Genomic DNA, 18298 nt, shown 5'->3' on the forward strand with positions numbered 1-18298 from the left:
TAATAAATCATTATTATGTAATTCCACAAACGAAGAAATATTATGGTAGGTAACAACTACGTGCAGCAAAATAGAAACAACACTGCAGATGAAGAAGCCCAAAACAATTTAAATGAAGCTAGAGAAACTCAAGGCATCGATAATGCTGCAGATGAAGAAGCCCAAAACAATTTAAATGAAGTTAGAGAAACTCAAGGCGTCGATAATGCTGCAGATGAAGAAGCTCAAAACAATTTAAATGAAGCTAGAGAAACTCAAGGCGTCGATAATGCTGCAGATGAAGAAGCCCAAAACAATTTAAATGAAGTTAGAGAAACTCAAGGCGTCGATAATGCTGCAGATGAAGAAGCTCAAAACAATTTAAATGAAGCTAGAGAAACTCAAGGCGTCGATAATGCTGCAGATGAAGAAGCTCAAAACAATTTAAATGAAGCTAGAGAAACTCAAGGCGTCGATAATGCTGCAGATGAAGAAGCTCAAAACAATTTAAATGAAGCTAGAGAAACTCAAGGCGTCGATAATGCTGCAGATGAAGAAGCTCAAAACAATTTAAATGAAGCTAGAGAAATTCAAGGCGTCAATAATGCTGCAGATGAAGAAGCCCAAAACAATTTAAATGAAGCTAGAGAAACTCAAGGCGTCGATAATGCTGCAGATGAAGAAGCCCAAAACAATTTAAATGAAGCTAGAGAAACTCAAGGCGTCGATAATGCTGCAGATGAAGAAGCCCAAAACAATTTAAATGAAGCTAGAGAAACTCAAGGCGTCGATAATGCTGCAGATGAAGAAGCCCAAAACAATTTAAATGAAGCTAGAGAAATTCAAGGCGTCAATAATGCTGCAGATGAAGAAGCCCAAAACAATTTAAATGAAGCTAGAGAAACTCAAGGCGTCGATAATGCTGCAGATGAAGAAGCCCAAAACAATTTAAATGAAGCTAGAGAAACTCAAGGCGTCGATAATGCTGCAGATGAAGAAGCTCAAAACAATTTAAATGAAGTTAGAGAAACTCAAGGCGTCGATAATGCTGCAGATGAAGAAGCCCAAAACAATTTAAATGAAGTTAGAGAAACTCAAGGCGTCGATAATGCTGCAGATGAAGAAGCCCAAAACAATTTAAATGAAGTTAGAGAAACTCAAGGCGTCGATAATGCTGCAGATGAAGAAGCCCAAAACAATTTAAATGAAGCTAGAGAAACTCAAGGCGTCGATAATGCTGCAGATGAAGAAGCTCAAAACAATTTAAATGAAGCTAGAGAAACTCAAGGCGTCGATAATGCTGCAGATGAAGAAGCCCAAAACAATTTAAATAAAGCTAGAGAAACTCAAGGCATCGATAATGCTGCAGATGAAGAAGCCCAAAACAATTTAAATAAAGCTAGAGAAACTCAAGGCATCGATAATGCTGCAGATGAAGAAGCTCAAAACAATTTAAATGAAGCCAGAGAAAGGCAAAGCATCGATAATGCTGTAGATGAAGAAGCTCAAAACAATAATACACAATTACATACTTCTCACATTTCACCCATAACCATAAATACACATCAACATACCTTTCCAAGATAGCAAGAGATAATACTTTATCAATATACTAACTAATACACATGTATAATAGATGTATATATAGTTAGTATATTGACACTTAATAGAATCTTTCCCATAAACATCTAATGTACTATATAAGCTATAAAACCGCTATAGTAAATTCCTAATATTATTAGACCAGTGTATAAAAGTATCTATACCTTTCTCTGGTGTTATTTGAATTGTTTTCGGCTTCTTCATCTGCAGCATTATAGATGCTTTTACACAGTATATAGTCAAATTAACATCGCATCATAGAGTCAAACTAATAACCCTATCACAATGTAAGAGATTTAACGCATTCTGATTATTAACTTAAAATAATATTCTAACAAATAAAGTTTATTAGCAATTCCACTACACAACTAAGAATACAGCTTTTTTTCCAACAGCATATTACTATATGCCAGATTAAAAAAAAAAAACATGCATAACAAAACACATAGATATAAACCATATCTTTACCCAAATTACCTTATACAAAAATGAAAGTTAATACCCATTACATTAAAACAACAAACTCTGATAATTCAAAAACAGATAATATCACATAAAAAACATAGCAAGACATTAACTATTATTAGGTTATTAATTCATCCAAGAAATTATGAAAATATATATCGAGACAATTATATACAACTACAATACTCATATAATAACATACTTAGCAAAACATTATAAACTAACAAATAAAACATCTAGCATACTTTAAAAGTTTTAAATTATATCAATAAAATAAAACACTACATTTCGTTTTTATAGAAAAAAATTAATATTTTTTGCTATTTTTCCTAAAAAATTGACTTTTATTAAAAATTATGAAACTTTGTAAAAATAATATTAAAAATATTAAAGAGCTTCCATGCCATTTGAAATTATCAGATACACCAGCCTAGAATCTATCTTAAAAAAAATACTGAATATATCAGAAATACCACAACTTGATTTTCATCAATATAAATCAAGCAAAAATGAGTCACTCTACAGGTTTGTGAATAAAAATATCAAACCCATATTATCTAATCAACACTATTACAACTATAAAAATGCTACTAAAGAATACCCTCAAATACAAATTATCAATACAGAATGCATAATAAATTTACTATTACTAAATTGTATTCAAAAAAAACTTCATAATGTTTTGGATGTCAAAGAAATCTTTGAACTCTTGATTATAGGAATAATAGAAACCAAGTGTTCTAAACTTTATAACAATCATATTCACAGTATACACCATATTAATATAAAAAACCGTGATGCAAGTACGTATTTAAAAAACGTAGTATTTCTAGAACTTTATGCAGAACCTATATGGAAAAAACATATTCGAGCTTTTACAGAGTATTTCAATCGACAACATAACTTAAGAATATTAATTCTTAAGAACAGAGCTTCCGATTCGTCTTTAAAGAGTAGCAAGCAATATAGCAACACCGATTTCATGTTGGCTGGTAACCATCTTACTGCTAACCATATAGAATGCTTATTCTTAGAAAATTACCAAATTTCTATTATAAGTCATTTTCCAAACCTTAAATTTTTACAAATTAAGATAAAACCAGATACCTTCTTACAAGAAGAAATACAGTTGTCAAAATATTTTCACCCTCATTACAAGAGGCTAGAACATATAGTCCTAGCTAATACAATGATAGGGAATAATAAAGCTACATACTTTTCTTACTACAATCATAATAAGTATCCCAGCTCAATCACGTTCTCACTAACAGACATCAACGTACAAAATATAAGCACAATAGAACACAATATAGTAGTACATAGTAGTAGAAATTTAACCAATCAACTACCAAACAATATTAATTTAGCTTATCAATTTTTATACAATATGGATGAAAAAATTTTATATCCATTTAATAAAAGCACCCAAACACTGAAAGGAAATAACGTATATAATATAAATATTACCATCAAGGAAAGAAATAACACTGCCACTTCTCCTGCTGAATCACTAACACAGAATATCGACCTCATACACAATCAACAGAGTGCTCAAAACTTAGGTAATGAATATATCCTCAAAATTAATGATAATCCATCTGTAAGTGGTACTCAACTAAGAACACCAATAATTAGAAGTGGAAAAAGAAAACTTAACACTGATGATTATAACCCAATTGCACAAACCATCAATTATCAAGATAGCATAAGAACCACTAATGATACTTCATTTAGTACTACTCAACCAATACTACATAGAATACTTAGCAATGTAACAACAACAGAAATCACAGGAGTACAATGTCACAAGTGAACATTACATTTGAATCAAGATACCATTGGTCGATGGTAGATAATGGCATACGTTATTCATAATCAGATTTACACAAATTTAAGTAGAATTTGAGTTCATATTGATTGCAATTGTATATATAAAAACAACACTTAGTATCCTATAAAACAAGTATATTTTCATGATTATAATAAAATACTGTAAAAGAAATTAAAGATATCCTTTTTCTTGTTTCTTCATATAAGTATTTTATAACTACACATACATTTAGGATAAATGCTTAAAAGTATCAAATTGATATGACGATAATTAGAGATTAAATAAGTTGATTCTTATACTTGTATGTTATATATTAGATGGCAGTAGGTATGATTTTTGTTTCAATTGATAGAATCACTACAAAAATTTCACCCTATTGAGCTTTTAAATTGTTATTATTATAAATTTAATATTGCGCGTGTTAGTGTGGCATTCACGACATTCGTTTTTTGCAAACTTATATTTAATAAATATGTATGATTTCAATTTTTAATGGATAAATTATGGAAAGTAGTGACGAAAAGCTAGAATCTGTCAAAGATACTGTGACTAAAATCGTGATTGATTGTTTAAAGCTTAAAGATGAGCAGAAGGCTACCCTTTCTGGTAGCACTAATTTAGCAAAAGACTTAAATCTTGATAGCCTTGATTTTGTAGACTTAGTAATGTGCTTAGAAGACCATTTCTCCATAGAAATTTCCGATGAAGAAGCACAAGAACTTGAAACTATAGATAAAATAGAAGAATATATACGTAATAAGTTATCGAGTAATAACTAATAGGAGTACCTTCTATGACAAAAAAGAGAGTTGTTATTACCGGATTAGGTTTAGTCACTTCTCTGGGTAGTGATGTAAAAACAGTATGGAATCTTTTATCTAAAGGAGTCTCAGGTATAAGGAAAATAAATAGATTTGACACATCTGACCTTGACTGTAAAGTAGCTGGCCAGGTAACAATGAAATCTGAATCTGAAGAATATGTTTTTAATGCCGAAGATTATATACCCGAGAAAGATTTAAAAAAAATGGATACTTTTATTCATTTTGGCATAGCATCTGCTACTCAAGCGGTTAATGACTCTAATCTACTGGATTATAAAGGCCTTGACTACAGTAGAGTAGGAATAATAGTAGGATCAGGAATAGGTGGACTTCCATTTATAGAGAAAACTGTTATATGTTTGAAAGATCGTGGCCCAAAAAGAGTTAGTCCTTTTTTTATTCCTGCAAGCTTAATTAATTTGGTATCTGGTCACATATCTATTAAGTATGGATTTTATGGATTAAGTGATGCAGTAGTAACTGCATGTTCGACAGGAGCACATGCTATAGGCAATGCAGCAAGAATTATTCAATCTGGTGAGGCAGACGTGATGATAGCAGGTGGTACAGAAAGTGCAGTCTGTCGTATAGGGATTGCAGGATTTGCAGCTATGAAAGCACTCTCAATAAAGTTTAATGATACTCCAAAATTAGCATCACGTCCTTGGGATAAACAAAGGGATGGATTTGTCATGGGAGAAGGTTCAGGGATAGTTGTGTTAGAAGACTATGAACATGCAAAAAAACGCGGGGCAAAAATATACGGAGAATTATTAGGATATGGAATGACTTCAGATGCATATCACATATCAGCACCTCATCCAGAAGGGAAAGGCGGAGCAAAAGCTATGGAGTTAGCATTATCTAGTGCACAATTAAGCCCAGAATCTATAAATTACATAAATGCACATGGGACTTCCACTCCTATAGGAGACAGCGCAGAGATTCAAGCAATAAAAAATGTATTCAAAGAAAGCATATATAAAATTCCAATATCATCAACTAAATCTTCTATAGGACATTTACTTGGGGCAGCAGGAAGTGTTGAAGCTATATTTTGTATACTTGCTATGAATACAGGAATTGTTCCACCTACATTAAATCTATACGAGTCTTCCGAAGATCCACGATTAAATCTTGTGCCACTCAATACACAGGAGCACAAGGTTAACTATTGTCTTTCCAATTCTTTTGGATTTGGTGGAGTAAATGTATCTCTGGTGTTTGGTAAAATATAAAATCATCTTGACTATGCTATAACATCTCAATATACGATCTTGTATTTTTATAACTTTTTGTCCATTAATTAAGAGTATTATTGATGCATTAGGTTATTTTTCATCAGTATAGCTTGATTACTGTTATAGCAGCTAATTAAAATACTAGCATGGTATGTATTTATTACATGAACTTATTTAATAAACATCAAATATATAAATAAACAATACCAATTGTAATATCATTTTTATTACTAATTATTTGATTATTGTTAGTTAATATTTTAACTTATATTATTAAATATAAATATAAAATTCACTATGCAAACCAAGAAAGAACTATCGAATCAAGAACTTATATCATGTCTTAGATTAATAAGGACACAAAATATAGGACCATCAACATTCTATGCACTAATTAAGCTATACAAAACTTGTCAACACACACTAGAAGTCCTACCAAGTTTAATAAAGAAATCTAGAATCAATAATAAAATTCACAATATATGCTCTACTGAAGTAGCAGAATTAGAGATTGAAAATACTAGCAAGATCGGTGGTAAAATAATTACAGTATTTGACGAAGACTACCCAGAAATCCTACGCAATATCCACGATTACCCTCCAGTTCTAACAGTATTAGGAAATTCACTTCTATTAAAAGAAAAAATAATAGGAATCGTAGGAAGTAGGAATCCCTCAATTAATGGAAAAACCTTTGCTTATAAGCTATCATATGAATTAGCTAATTCTGGCTTTGTTATAGTATCTGGACTAGCAAGAGGAATAGATAAATCCGCACACGATATAATTTCCCATCAATTACCAACAATTGCTGTAATGGCAAGTGGGATCAATATAGTGTACCCACAAGAGAACACACATTTATATAACACCATAATAGACAAAGGAGGATTAATAATTACAGAATTTCCTTTTTCTACATTACCAAGAGCTCAATTATTTCCACAACGTAATCGCATAATTTCTGGATTATCACTTGGAGTAGTAGTTGTTGAAGCTTCCATACAATCAGGATCACTTATTACAGCAAATTTTGCCTTAGAACAAAACAGAGAAGTATTCGCAGTCCCTGGATCACCACTCGATCATAGATGCAGAGGAAGCAATAGCCTAATAAAAAATGGAGCAAAATTAGTAGAATCTACAAGTGACATAATAGAAAGTCTACAATTTAACAGCTACAAACCCTATACCCAGTACCCACTATCCGATAATATAACAAAAAATAGCAATAATTTCCATGAAATCAATAATGCAAAAGACATGATTTTACAGTATATTACCCATAGCCCAACTGAAATTGAAGAAATTATCGAATTTACCAATTTGAACATAAGTAGTATTCTAACAGCCTTAGTTGAGCTAGAAGCATCAAAAAAAATAGAAAGATTTCCTAACAATAAAGTTGCTCTAGTACATTAAAAGAATTTCAAGATTTCAAAAAAGTCAATATTTTCAGTATCTTGTACAAGTAAGTCACTGTTAAATATTAGACAGACCATGTAATAATAGAAAATTGTACATAATAAAATTGCCCCAACATAGAGCAAACTTTAAGATCTATAAAATCAATATTTTATATAAAATTATTTTTTCCAGCACCTTATATAAGAAGTTATTACTAAACCACACAAACTAAAAAAACAGAAAGATTCTAATAATAAAATTGCCCCAACATAGAGCAAATTTTAAGATCTATAAAATCAATATTTTATATAAAATTATTTTTCTCAGCACCTCATATAAGAAGCTATTACTATAACTACATAAACTAAAAAATAGAAAGATCCTAACAATAAAATTGCCCCAACATAGAAGCAAACTTTAAAATCTATAAAATCAATATTTCATATAAAATTATTTTTCTCAGCACCTCATATAAGCAAGTTACTTTTATATAACCATAGAGAAACACCCATAAAAATGTATATCAACCTTTTCTAAATATACAAATTCAAGACTACTTTGAAAATCACCTGATAAAAATATATACATCCTACCTATTGTGAATGAACATAATCCATACCTTCATGAAATTGAATTTATCTCATATATTACAGACCTATACTAATTTTTTTATACAATTACTCTATAATTCAACTTAGTAAAAAAGCAATAATTAATACAAAATTCTATATTTATTACACTCCATATTATTAAATACCTTTCTAAGATAAGCTGACTCTAGTTACTAACCTCATAAACCTTATAAACTGCTATACCAACTATTTTATCCATACCATGATAATAAAAAAACTAGATGTAACTGGCAACATTAAATACGCAAACTCATACACATACCTTAATCCTCAAAACCATCTATTATCTCCTTGCAAAAAGCTTATCTACTTCAACTAAACTCAATTCTACGTAAGTTGGTCTACCATGATTACATTGTCCAGAATGTGAAGTATTTTCCATGTTTCTTAAAATAGCATTCATTTCTTCAATCTTTAATCTTCTACCACTCCTAATAGAACTATAACATGCTATTGTACCACATATATTCTTAATTTTATCATCTAAGAATAAAGTATCGCCTACTTCCATAACACTATCAATTATATTCACAATAAGTGATTTAATATCAAAACTTCCAAAAATTGCCGGAACTTCCCGTACTACTACTGACATATTACCAAGTGGTTCAATTAGCAATCCAAGTTTTAATAATTTTGCCTTATATTCAACAAGTAGTTCCAAATCAAGATGGCTATTCATTTCAACAATTTCAGGTATCAATAGTATTTGACGTTTTATTCCCTCTTTTTCCATAACTTGCTTCATATATTCATAAGTTAATCTTTCATGAGCTGCGTGTTGATCAACAATAACAATAGAATCTTGAGTTTGAGAGATAATATACCTATTATGTATTTGGCACAAAGCATAACCTAATGGGTAAGTATCAATTAACGAATTGTTTGGTATTTTTTGATGATTTCTCAGTTTCAATGTATCAGTTAATTCTAAATCAATAGAATTACTTGCAACACTAAACTTATCACTATTTAGGGACTCTTGTAGAAGATCGTTAGCTAAACTAACAAGATCTTTATTCTCTTTCAATATGTCCAAATTACTAGTTTCTACTTCAGATTTTTTCTTGTCATTAGGGTCTCCAAAATTCTCATCAATTCTCTCCTCTTTAAGCTTATCTGTTATTGTTCTTGAATCTTTACAAAAAGAAATACTATTATCCCATAAAGATTGATCATCCGCATCTATGTCTGTAGGATTATATTTTTGTATACTGTTATTAAATAATTGTTTCTTATTTTGAAGAAGCTTAGAAAATTCGGAAGGAACATTATTACCAATATTTTGTGAGTTTCTCATGTTAGCAACATTGTTCTGAATAAAATGATCATTTTCAAGTTCACCAACAGACTTTAACTTCATATTTATGTTGACAGATAACGCTTCTTTAATTGCATTAACTACAGTTCTATATACTAACTTTTTATCCTGAAATCTTACTTCAGATTTATTTGGATGAACATTAGCATCAACTTGATCACATGGAATATCAAGATGCAATACAACAACCGGATATTTATCCTTTTCTATAAAATCACTATAAGCATATCTCACTGCACCTATCAGTAAATTATCATAAATAGGGCGACCATTAACAAAAGTATATATAAGACTTGACTTACTGCGACTTAATGTAGGAGATCCAATGTATCCTGACAATTGAATCTCCTTCTCTTTTATACTTACTAGTGGTAAAGAATTTTTATAAAACTCCACTCCCAAAGTTTTTATTTCAGATAATCTATCAATATTTGATTGTTGCTTTAAATACTTAAATATCTGCTTGTTATCAACAAATAATGAAAACATTATACCATGATTTACCATAGCCAGCTTATTGATCATATCAATAATAGATTGAATTTCTGCTTTTTCTGTTTTAAGGAACTTTAATCTATTAGGTGTAGCAAAAAATAAATCTCTTACTTCAATATAAGTACCACAAGAAAGTGCATCTGGTATTAACTCTTGCGTTTTCTCTCCACCTTCAAATACCACTAACCATGCAGTATCAGAATCCTGATGCTTTGAAACCATTTTTACTTTACTAACAGCCGCAATAGAAGTTAATCCTTCCCCTCTAAACCCTAAAGATCTGACTTTAGATAAATCACCATCAGGAAGTTTAGATGTTGCATGACGAGCAAATGCAATTTCTATATCTTCTTTTTTAATTCCAATACCATTATCACTAACAATTATTAAATTACGTCCTCCACGTTCTATTGTAATACTAATAACAGTAGCCTTAGCATCTATTGAATTCTCAACTAATTCTTTAACTACACTAGCTGGACATTCTATAACTTCTCCTGCAGCAATTCTATTAATTGTTCTAGGATCTAATAGTATAATTGACATATGCTAACACTAATAACTGAAACAATAGGTTACAAACGTATAGGAATAACAAGTATTTCTTAGTAATACAACCACTAAATATCCAACATAAATCATCCAGCAATTTATTATCATAATACAACAATTCCTTAGAAATACATAAAAGCTTAATCTTATCAACCTACATAACTTACTACAATTAAAAATAGTACATATAAACCACACCACATACTTAACACTACTTTAAATCAATGCACTATCTGTTAATAAAAACAGCATATATGATATACTCTCTACTTCATCAATAGAACTACAAATCACTAAAAACCTTTCTCTTCAAGCACATCAGTATATGGGAACGTTAATGTTACTATAGTACCTAAATTAGGTTCACTTTTTATTTTGAATACTCCATTCATCAATTCAACTAGCTTCTTACTTAATGGTAACCCCAATCCTGTACCTTCATATTTACGAGCATGTCTACTATCCACTTGTCCAAAAATAGACATAACTTTATACAAATCTTGCTGTGCTATACCTATACCATTATCAATAATTTCAATAACAACTACTTCCTCTTCAAGATCATATTCTACTACTAATTTTACACACCCATTTTCAGGAGTAAATTTTATTGAATTAGACAACAAATTAATTATCACTTGCTTCATTCTTTTAGGATCTGCAATCATTACAGCCTTATTAGGTGGTAATACTTTTTCAAGTTTTACTTTTGCCTGCTCAGCTCTTGGAAGCAGCATATTAAAGCAGGAAGAAACAATTTTTCCTAGATCAAATTTTACAAATTCTACTACTAATTTATCAGCTTCAGCTTTAGAAAAATCTAAAATATCATTAATTAAGCTCAATAAATGAACACCAGCATTGTGAATATCATTTATATATTCCTTATAATGAGTATTCCCTATAGCACCCATAGATTCAGCTTTGATCATCTCCGAAAATCCAATAATAGAGTTCAATGGAGTACGCAACTCATGACTAATATTTGCAAGAAACTGTGATTTACTTACATTTTCTTGTTCTGCTACTTCTTTCGCTTCTTTTAATTTTAAGTTAGCATCATACTGCCTACTTAGCATCTTTGTATTTCTATAATATATACACCAAGTTACAACAACAAATATAATAATGATTAGTACAACTATCACTAAAAATACAGTATAGAAGTTTACAATAACACTAGATAAATTCTCTGAATTTTTAATTATCTTCAAAAACATCAAAGGACTACTATCTTTATCATACAATGAGAATATAGGAAATATAGAAGTAGTAGTTGCCCCATGACTAATCTTATGATCTACATATTCCCCTTTCAATAATGAATTCATATCTTCAGAAGACAACAGTAGATCTTGATCTGCAATATCTTCACTACTTCTATTAGAAAATATAACATTCCCATCTACATTATATAAAATAACGTGAAGATCTTTTACTCCACCTAAAGCTTTGAGAAATTCAGCACGTAATTTTATTAGTAAATTCATATAGTATGTATTGGTCGCTACATGACTTGGAGCTTTTGCTAATAATTGAACATACTTATTGATGACAGAATTAACAAGTATTGCCTTAATATTCAGATTGATTTCCTTTGACACTTCATACAAATAATCCTCCCTTAGGTATGTATGTGTATAACCAACCGCAAAAAACAAAGTAATCACCAAAAACATTAACAACAAAATTCGAAAATATCTCATATATACACCCAATCACCCATAGCATGATAATATGTATATGGTGTTATTTATAAACTTTTTCTTAGTTGATCTATAACAATATCGTGCTATCATAACACATGTAGCTTGCATTGCTATATACGTAAATAGCTATCTTAAAATTTTAAGGAAATTTAAATGAATAATTCAGTAATTTTACCAGTGTATGCACCATCTAGTACCACTTTTTCACATGGAAAAGGAGTTTACTTATATGATTACAACGGAAAAAAGTATGTAGATTTTTATGCAGGAATTGCGGTCAGCTCCTTAGGGCATGCTCATCCAACATTGGTAAGTGCATTAAGAACACAGGGTGAAAAGCTTTGGCATTTATCAAATTTGTATACAATACCTGAAGCTATAAAGCTAGCACAAAAGTTAGTAGATATTAGCTTTGCTGACAAAGTATTTTTTGGGAATTCAGGCGCAGAGTCCATAGATTGCTGCTTGAAAATAGCAAAGTCATATCAATGTGGGAAAGGTAATACCCAACGTCATCGATTCATCACAATGAAAAAATCTTTCCACGGAAGAACATATGCTGCATGTTCAGCAAATGATCCAAGTAAATTCTCTCCTTTACTTAAACCATATGTTGAGTGGTTTGATAATGTAAATCCTGATATCACATCCGTAAAAAATGCAATTAACAAAAACACAGGTGCAATATTAGTAGAGCCCATACAAGGAGAAGGTGGAATAAATGTACTTGATGATTCTTTTTTAAAAGAGTTACGTACGATCTGTGATCAAAATGATATATTATTAATTTTTGATTGTGTACAATGTGGAAGTGGGAGAACAGGAAAGTTTTTTGCTTATGAACACGTCGGAGTAACCCCTGACATATGTTGTCTTGCAAAAGGATTAGGTGGAGGTTTCCCTATATCAGCAACTCTAGCAACTAACAACGCTGCTCAGTTTATGGGTCTTGGCATGCATGGTTCTACTTTTGGAGGAAATCCGCTAGCAACTACTATTGCCCTGGCTGTAGTTCAAGAAATTTTAAAAGATGGTTTTTTAGACAATGTAACTAAAAATAGTCATTACCTATACAAAAGACTAGAAGATTTAGCCAGTAAGTTTCCAGTAATTGAACAAATCAAAGGCAGGGGACTTATGATAGGGGTGAAAGTCAACACTGACAGTAGAGCATTAATGAGTGGATTAACAAGTTACGGATTACTAACTAGCGTTGCAAGCGATGATACTTTAAGAATAGTGCCTCCTTTGATAATTACTCAACGAGAACTTGATGAAGGTATTGCTATATTAGAAAGTTATTTACAAGATAAACATCATCAGTAAAAACTTAAATGATGTCTCAAATTTTTTAATAATGCTGCAACCTATAGTATAGTATGTAGGTTAGTAATTTATACATTACTAATTGGTATTATAAGTAATGGTCGTGTTCAGAAAAAAAATTATTACTACACTAAAAAGTTATTTATAAAGTAAGTATCCTCAATAAAAATCAACTTGATGTTTCATAATTTATATGGTATGCTTTAATATATGTCTGTATTGTGTGTTCACATACGTTTGTATTCATCTCAGCTATTTTTAAGTTAACGTGGTATAGGGCTATGATATTAATAGAAAATAGAAAAGTGGATTTATCATCTAATAAATCACGTAAACGTGATCCAAAGCTACAAGAAGCTGTCCCTATGTTAGAAAAATCACCAGATAAAAAGCATAAAAGTATAAATTATGACCAATTATTTTTAGGGATCTCTTTTATTGGGCTAGTAATAGAAGCGGCATCTTCTATATTCAATTTAGTATCAACCCATGTTTTTGTTTCTGAACGCATTAAACGCATAGTAGCTATTGCTTTTTATGTTACTTGTACAATAGTTACAGTTGCCATGATTATCAATTCAGCACTTGCAATAAAAGAATCAATAAATAAACAAAAGATCTCTCAAGATTCATCAGAAACATCAGATAGAAAAAACACAGATGAATCTATAAAACATAATAAGTTAGCAAAAACACAGACTAATCTTCAAGTTTCTGAGAATTCTCTTACTATTGTTTCACAATTGATGTGGATTATAGTCTCCATCGCATCATTAATAATGCTTTCTATGGGCGGTAATCCAACACTTGAACAATTAAGTTTATTACTATCAGTCACTGCACCTTTTTTAGGTGTTGTTTCTTGTGTTTTAAGGTTATTAGACGCAGGTATATCATGCAAAATAGGTAATTCCGAGAAAGAAAAAAGACGATCTCGTAATTTCACAATTCTATGTGCTGTTATTTTAGTTTTTGAAGCAGTTCATTGTATATGTCATATTCTAGAAGCGGTATCACTTAGTGGAAGAATGCAGGATCTTTATAGTTTTCAAGATACTGCTGTACTCTGTTTAGAATTGATAACAGTACTTGCGTTTATTGCAGCATTTTTAATAGAAAAGTATATCGATAGCAAAGCTGAAAAAAGTCAGACTAGTGATTCAGGTATCAATACTCCCCTCCTTGGTGGCTTAGATGATGTTTGTGCTGTTTGTGCTGTTTGTGCTGAGCAGCTTATTGCATCAGAACGCTCCCTATCAGTTACTTAGCCGCATTGGTGTACAATTAAGCTATTTTAGTTAATAACATATTATTTGAGGATTCAAGTTATAGGTCCTTGCTTATCCTTTTAACCGGCATAAGATATTTGCAGCACGATTATTTGAAGCTACTATAAAGTCAGAAAGCTATCATATTGTAGTAATCAAATCAGGCAAAATGGTCTTTAGAAATACTAGTACTATTATCTATTATTCATCATCCTGGAAGGACCCATGACAAGTGGTGCTGTGGCTATTTGAAACCTTGAAAAATAAAAGCAGCACTAAAAACTATATCGTACGATTATACAGTTATAATGATTTAAGAAGTATTAATAAAATTAAAAACAGAAGAAGGATTCTAGTTCTTTTTCTTGCCATATATTACTAACCATTAGATAATACTTGAATCTATAGGAAGAACAGAATCAGTTTCATGGCTTTATAGCAACACTAATAAATGTAAAAAGTCTAGAAGGAAAACTCTGGTATTATATTATCGTGGTTGCCTATTAGTAAGTTTTCCAAAAAAAGAATTACATTAAAAGCTGCTACACTGTAGAAACAGTACTAGGCTTAACACTTTACAGCAGTATTGATAAATTAAAGAAATCAGAAAGAGAATTTTAGTCTTCTACTGCCATAATGATACCTTAATCTAAAAACAGAATAGCAGTACTAGAAGTTAGTATGTATTATAAAATATACTAGAATACAATTTCAACAAAAGTATAAAAAAATGTTGATTGATCATAATTCCCTACATTACTCAAGCAATATTTCCCGTTTTCCAGTATTTGCAATTCCAATAACACCATCTCTTTCCATGCGTTCTACTAAATTTGCAGCTCTATTATATCCTATTCTCAATTGTCTTTGTATATAACTAATAGAAGCTCTTCTATCTCTCATCACTATTGAAACTGCTTGTTGATATAATTCATCATCACGCTCAGAAACATTATCATCTATGCAGTAATCATAATCTTGTTGGATTTGTGTAATCCCTTCTATATACTCCGGAACACCTTGAGATTTTAAATATTCAACTATATTCTGTACTTCATCATCACTAACAAAAGCTCCATGAACACGTATTATTCTACCACCAGATACCATATACAGCATATCACCCATACCAAGTAACTGCTCTGCTCCTTGTTCACCAAGAATAGTTCTACTGTCTATTTTTGATGTTACAGCAAAGCTAATCCTTGTTGGAAAATTTGCCTTTATTACTCCTGTTATTACATCAACAGAAGGACGCTGAGTTGCCATAATTATATGAATCCCAGCAGCTCTCGCCATTTGAGACAACCTTTGTATCGAAGACTCAATTTCTTTTCCAGCTACAAGCATTAGATCTGCCATTTCGTCTACTATCACTACAATATAGGGAAAAACACGAGGCTCTATTATAATCTTCTCAAAAATTGCTTCCCCTGTCTCCTTATCAAATCCTGTCTGCAATACTTTTTCAAGAACTCTATTTTCACTAATTGCTTCCTTAATTTTATCATTATAACCAACAATGTTACGCACTCCAATATCAGACATCAACCGATAGCGATTCTCCATTTCACTTACCACCCACTTTAAAGCAGCAATAGCCTTTTTAGATTCAGTCACTACTGGAGTTAATAAGTGTGGTATAGAATTATAGACTGATAACTCTAATACTTTGGGATCAATCATAATCATTTTGCATTGATCCGGGGTTAAGCTATAAACTAGAGATAAAATCATAGTATTAATTGCCACAGATTTTCCAGAACCTGTAGTACCAGCAATAAGAATATGCGGCATTTTCACCAAATCAGCTATGACCACTTCCCCATCTATCCCTTTTCCTAAAGCTATAGGCAGCTTAAGTCTAGAATCTCTATATTGTTCACTTTCCAACAAATCACGTAACATCACTATTTCCCTATAGTGATTAGGCAATTCTATACCCATAACATTCCTTCCAGGAATAACTGATATACGTGTCGACAAAGCACTCATAGAACGAGCAATATCATCAGATAAACCTATAACCCTCGATGATTTAGTCCCAGCAGATGGCTCAAATTCATATAACGTTACTACCGGACCATATCTAATATTAACTATCTTCCCATGTATAGAAAAATCTTTCAGTACCTTGTCAAGTAGACTAACAACATTATTATCTGGACGAAATTCCCTTTCACCTGTTGGATTAGATTTAGGCAAATAATCAACACTAGGTAATATAAATTCTTTTTTCTTTTTTTTTTCTTGAATTACTTGAAGATCTATCTGAGGTTTATTATAAGCCATTTTTGCTCTTTCACTACCGCAGTCATCATATCTATCATCATTTTCTTTATCATTATCACCATATCCACCATCATCTTTTTCATCATCACCATATCCACCATCATCTTCTTCATCATTATCACCATATCCACCATCATCTTCTTCATCATTATCACCATATCCACCATCATCTTCTTCCTCATCACCATACCAACCATCATCTTCTTCATTATCACCATATCCACCATCATCTTCTTCATTATCACCATATCTATCATCATTTTTTTCATTATTATCGTATCTAGCATCATTATCTTCTTTAATTTGAAACTCCAATCCTTCTCTATCTAAAAAACCCAACTCGTACGCTAATCTGTCTTCTTCTACTGCTTCTTCTATCGATCCTTTCGTTAACCCTTCCTCATCTAGTAAGTTTTCGACATTATAAAATTCTTGAGCTTGCCCTAAACCTTGATAACCTTCTTCTCTTCCAGTAGCATCACTAGTATTGCTATATTTACAAGTCAACCTACTAAATATTCTCAAAAAGATACCATAAAGATATACAATTTTTTTCCAACCAATAACCCCAGCAATACCCATTAGTATTATAGCAAGCAACACAATAATTGGAAAATTATGAAAATAAGTACCTAAAATACCACAATAATAACACTTATGAATGATTTTCAGAGAAACATTTGATATCAATCCACTTATCCCAGTCACAATAACAAGGCTACTAATAAGGTACAAATAAATGTTCCTATTAACACAATATAACATATTAACAATACAAAAGATCATTAAAGGAATCATCACAAGACTAGATATGCCAAATATTTGCACTAAAATATCAGCTACATGAGACCCAATAGTCCCACACAAATTTTTTACAGGAGAGTCAGTTGCTACATTGAAAGATAAATCATCAGCATGATAAGTAAGGATTGATAAAGATACAAACGCTACAATAAAGGATAATGACAATATTTTCACAAAGAAAAAAGTTCTACTAAGTACAGATTTCATACTCTCAACTATCTTACCCAAAATAGTAACGCAAAGCATACCTTACAAAATTAATAAATATTAATAATACAAGAGGTGAAAGATCAAAATTATAGGAAATAGTAAAAGGCAAAATCCTTCTAATAAAACCCAAAGCAGGAGATATTAACTTAGATAATAACAAAAAGACACTATTAACAATCTCATTATACCTATTGACAACATTCAAGGCTATCAACCAGCTTAATATTACCCATAACATTAAAGAGAAATTATAAATACTCAACAGTGTATCAAGTAAATATACCAAAGGATGCATATAAGTAATAGTTCTCTAAAATTAACAATATATATTAAGTATCAA

At 31.0% G+C, this 18298-nt stretch carries 11 protein-coding genes; 7 read left to right on the top strand and 4 right to left on the bottom strand.

What is annotated here, in order from left to right:
- Positions 1–42 precede the first annotated feature (42 nt).
- The 5 genes from EHF_RS03455 to dprA all read left to right on the top strand — a co-directional run bounded on the left by EHF_RS03455 (position 43) and on the right by dprA (position 7364).
- Complete coding sequence (locus EHF_RS03455) at positions 43–1566, top strand: coiled-coil domain-containing protein (protein ID WP_156928269.1); 1524 nt, start codon at positions 43–45, stop codon at positions 1564–1566.
- A gap of 880 nt (positions 1567–2446) precedes the next feature.
- A complete protein-coding gene (locus EHF_RS03460; RefSeq protein WP_052349281.1) occupies positions 2447–3859 on the top strand; it encodes a hypothetical protein in 1413 nt (470 codons plus the stop codon).
- A gap of 521 nt (positions 3860–4380) precedes the next feature.
- Positions 4381–4656, top strand: a complete 276-nt coding sequence (locus tag EHF_RS03465) for an acyl carrier protein (protein ID WP_024071848.1) — start codon at positions 4381–4383, stop codon at positions 4654–4656.
- Between the two features lie 14 nt (positions 4657–4670).
- Positions 4671–5939: a beta-ketoacyl-ACP synthase II gene (fabF, locus tag EHF_RS03470; protein ID WP_044195267.1), complete on the top strand. Its 1269-nt coding sequence runs from the start codon at positions 4671–4673 to the stop codon at positions 5937–5939.
- 300 nt (positions 5940–6239) lie between these two features.
- Positions 6240–7364: a DNA-processing protein DprA gene (gene dprA, locus EHF_RS03475; RefSeq protein ID WP_044195270.1), complete on the top strand. Its 1125-nt coding sequence runs from the start codon at positions 6240–6242 to the stop codon at positions 7362–7364.
- Positions 7365–8264: 900 nt separating this feature from the next.
- Here the strand turns inward: dprA and mutL are convergent.
- Both mutL and EHF_RS03485 read right to left on the bottom strand, forming a co-directional pair.
- A complete protein-coding gene (mutL, locus tag EHF_RS03480) occupies positions 8265–10343 on the bottom strand; it encodes a DNA mismatch repair endonuclease MutL (RefSeq protein WP_044195273.1) in 2079 nt (692 codons plus the stop codon).
- 299 nt (positions 10344–10642) lie between these two features.
- A complete protein-coding gene (locus tag EHF_RS03485; RefSeq protein WP_044195276.1) occupies positions 10643–12055 on the bottom strand; it encodes a sensor histidine kinase in 1413 nt (470 codons plus the stop codon).
- A gap of 156 nt (positions 12056–12211) precedes the next feature.
- On the opposite strand from EHF_RS03485, the gene EHF_RS03490 reads away from it, so the two are divergent.
- Together EHF_RS03490 and EHF_RS03495 are read left to right on the top strand one after the other, a co-directional pair.
- On the top strand, positions 12212–13384 hold the full coding sequence (locus tag EHF_RS03490) for an aspartate aminotransferase family protein (RefSeq protein WP_044195279.1): 1173 nt from the start codon (positions 12212–12214) through the stop codon (positions 13382–13384).
- Positions 13385–13665: 281 nt separating this feature from the next.
- Positions 13666–14652 (top strand): hypothetical protein, encoded by a 987-nt coding sequence (locus EHF_RS03495; protein WP_052349282.1) that lies wholly within the window; start codon positions 13666–13668, stop codon positions 14650–14652.
- Between the two features lie 756 nt (positions 14653–15408).
- Here EHF_RS03495 and EHF_RS03500 read toward each other — a convergent pair.
- Both EHF_RS03500 and EHF_RS03505 read right to left on the bottom strand, forming a co-directional pair.
- Positions 15409–17994 carry an FtsK/SpoIIIE family DNA translocase gene (locus EHF_RS03500; RefSeq protein ID WP_044195281.1) on the bottom strand — a complete coding sequence of 862 codons (2586 nt, stop codon included), beginning with the start codon at positions 17992–17994 and terminating at the stop codon, positions 15409–15411.
- Entirely contained in the window at positions 17969–18253 is a 285-nt protein-coding gene (locus tag EHF_RS03505) for a YggT family protein (protein ID WP_044195284.1), read from the bottom strand. Before EHF_RS03505 ends, EHF_RS03500 begins: the two co-directional genes overlap by 26 nt.
- Positions 18254–18298: the final 45 nt, after the last annotated feature.

The organism is Ehrlichia japonica (assembly GCF_000632845.1).
Taxonomy (GTDB): domain Bacteria; phylum Pseudomonadota; class Alphaproteobacteria; order Rickettsiales; family Anaplasmataceae; genus Ehrlichia; species Ehrlichia japonica.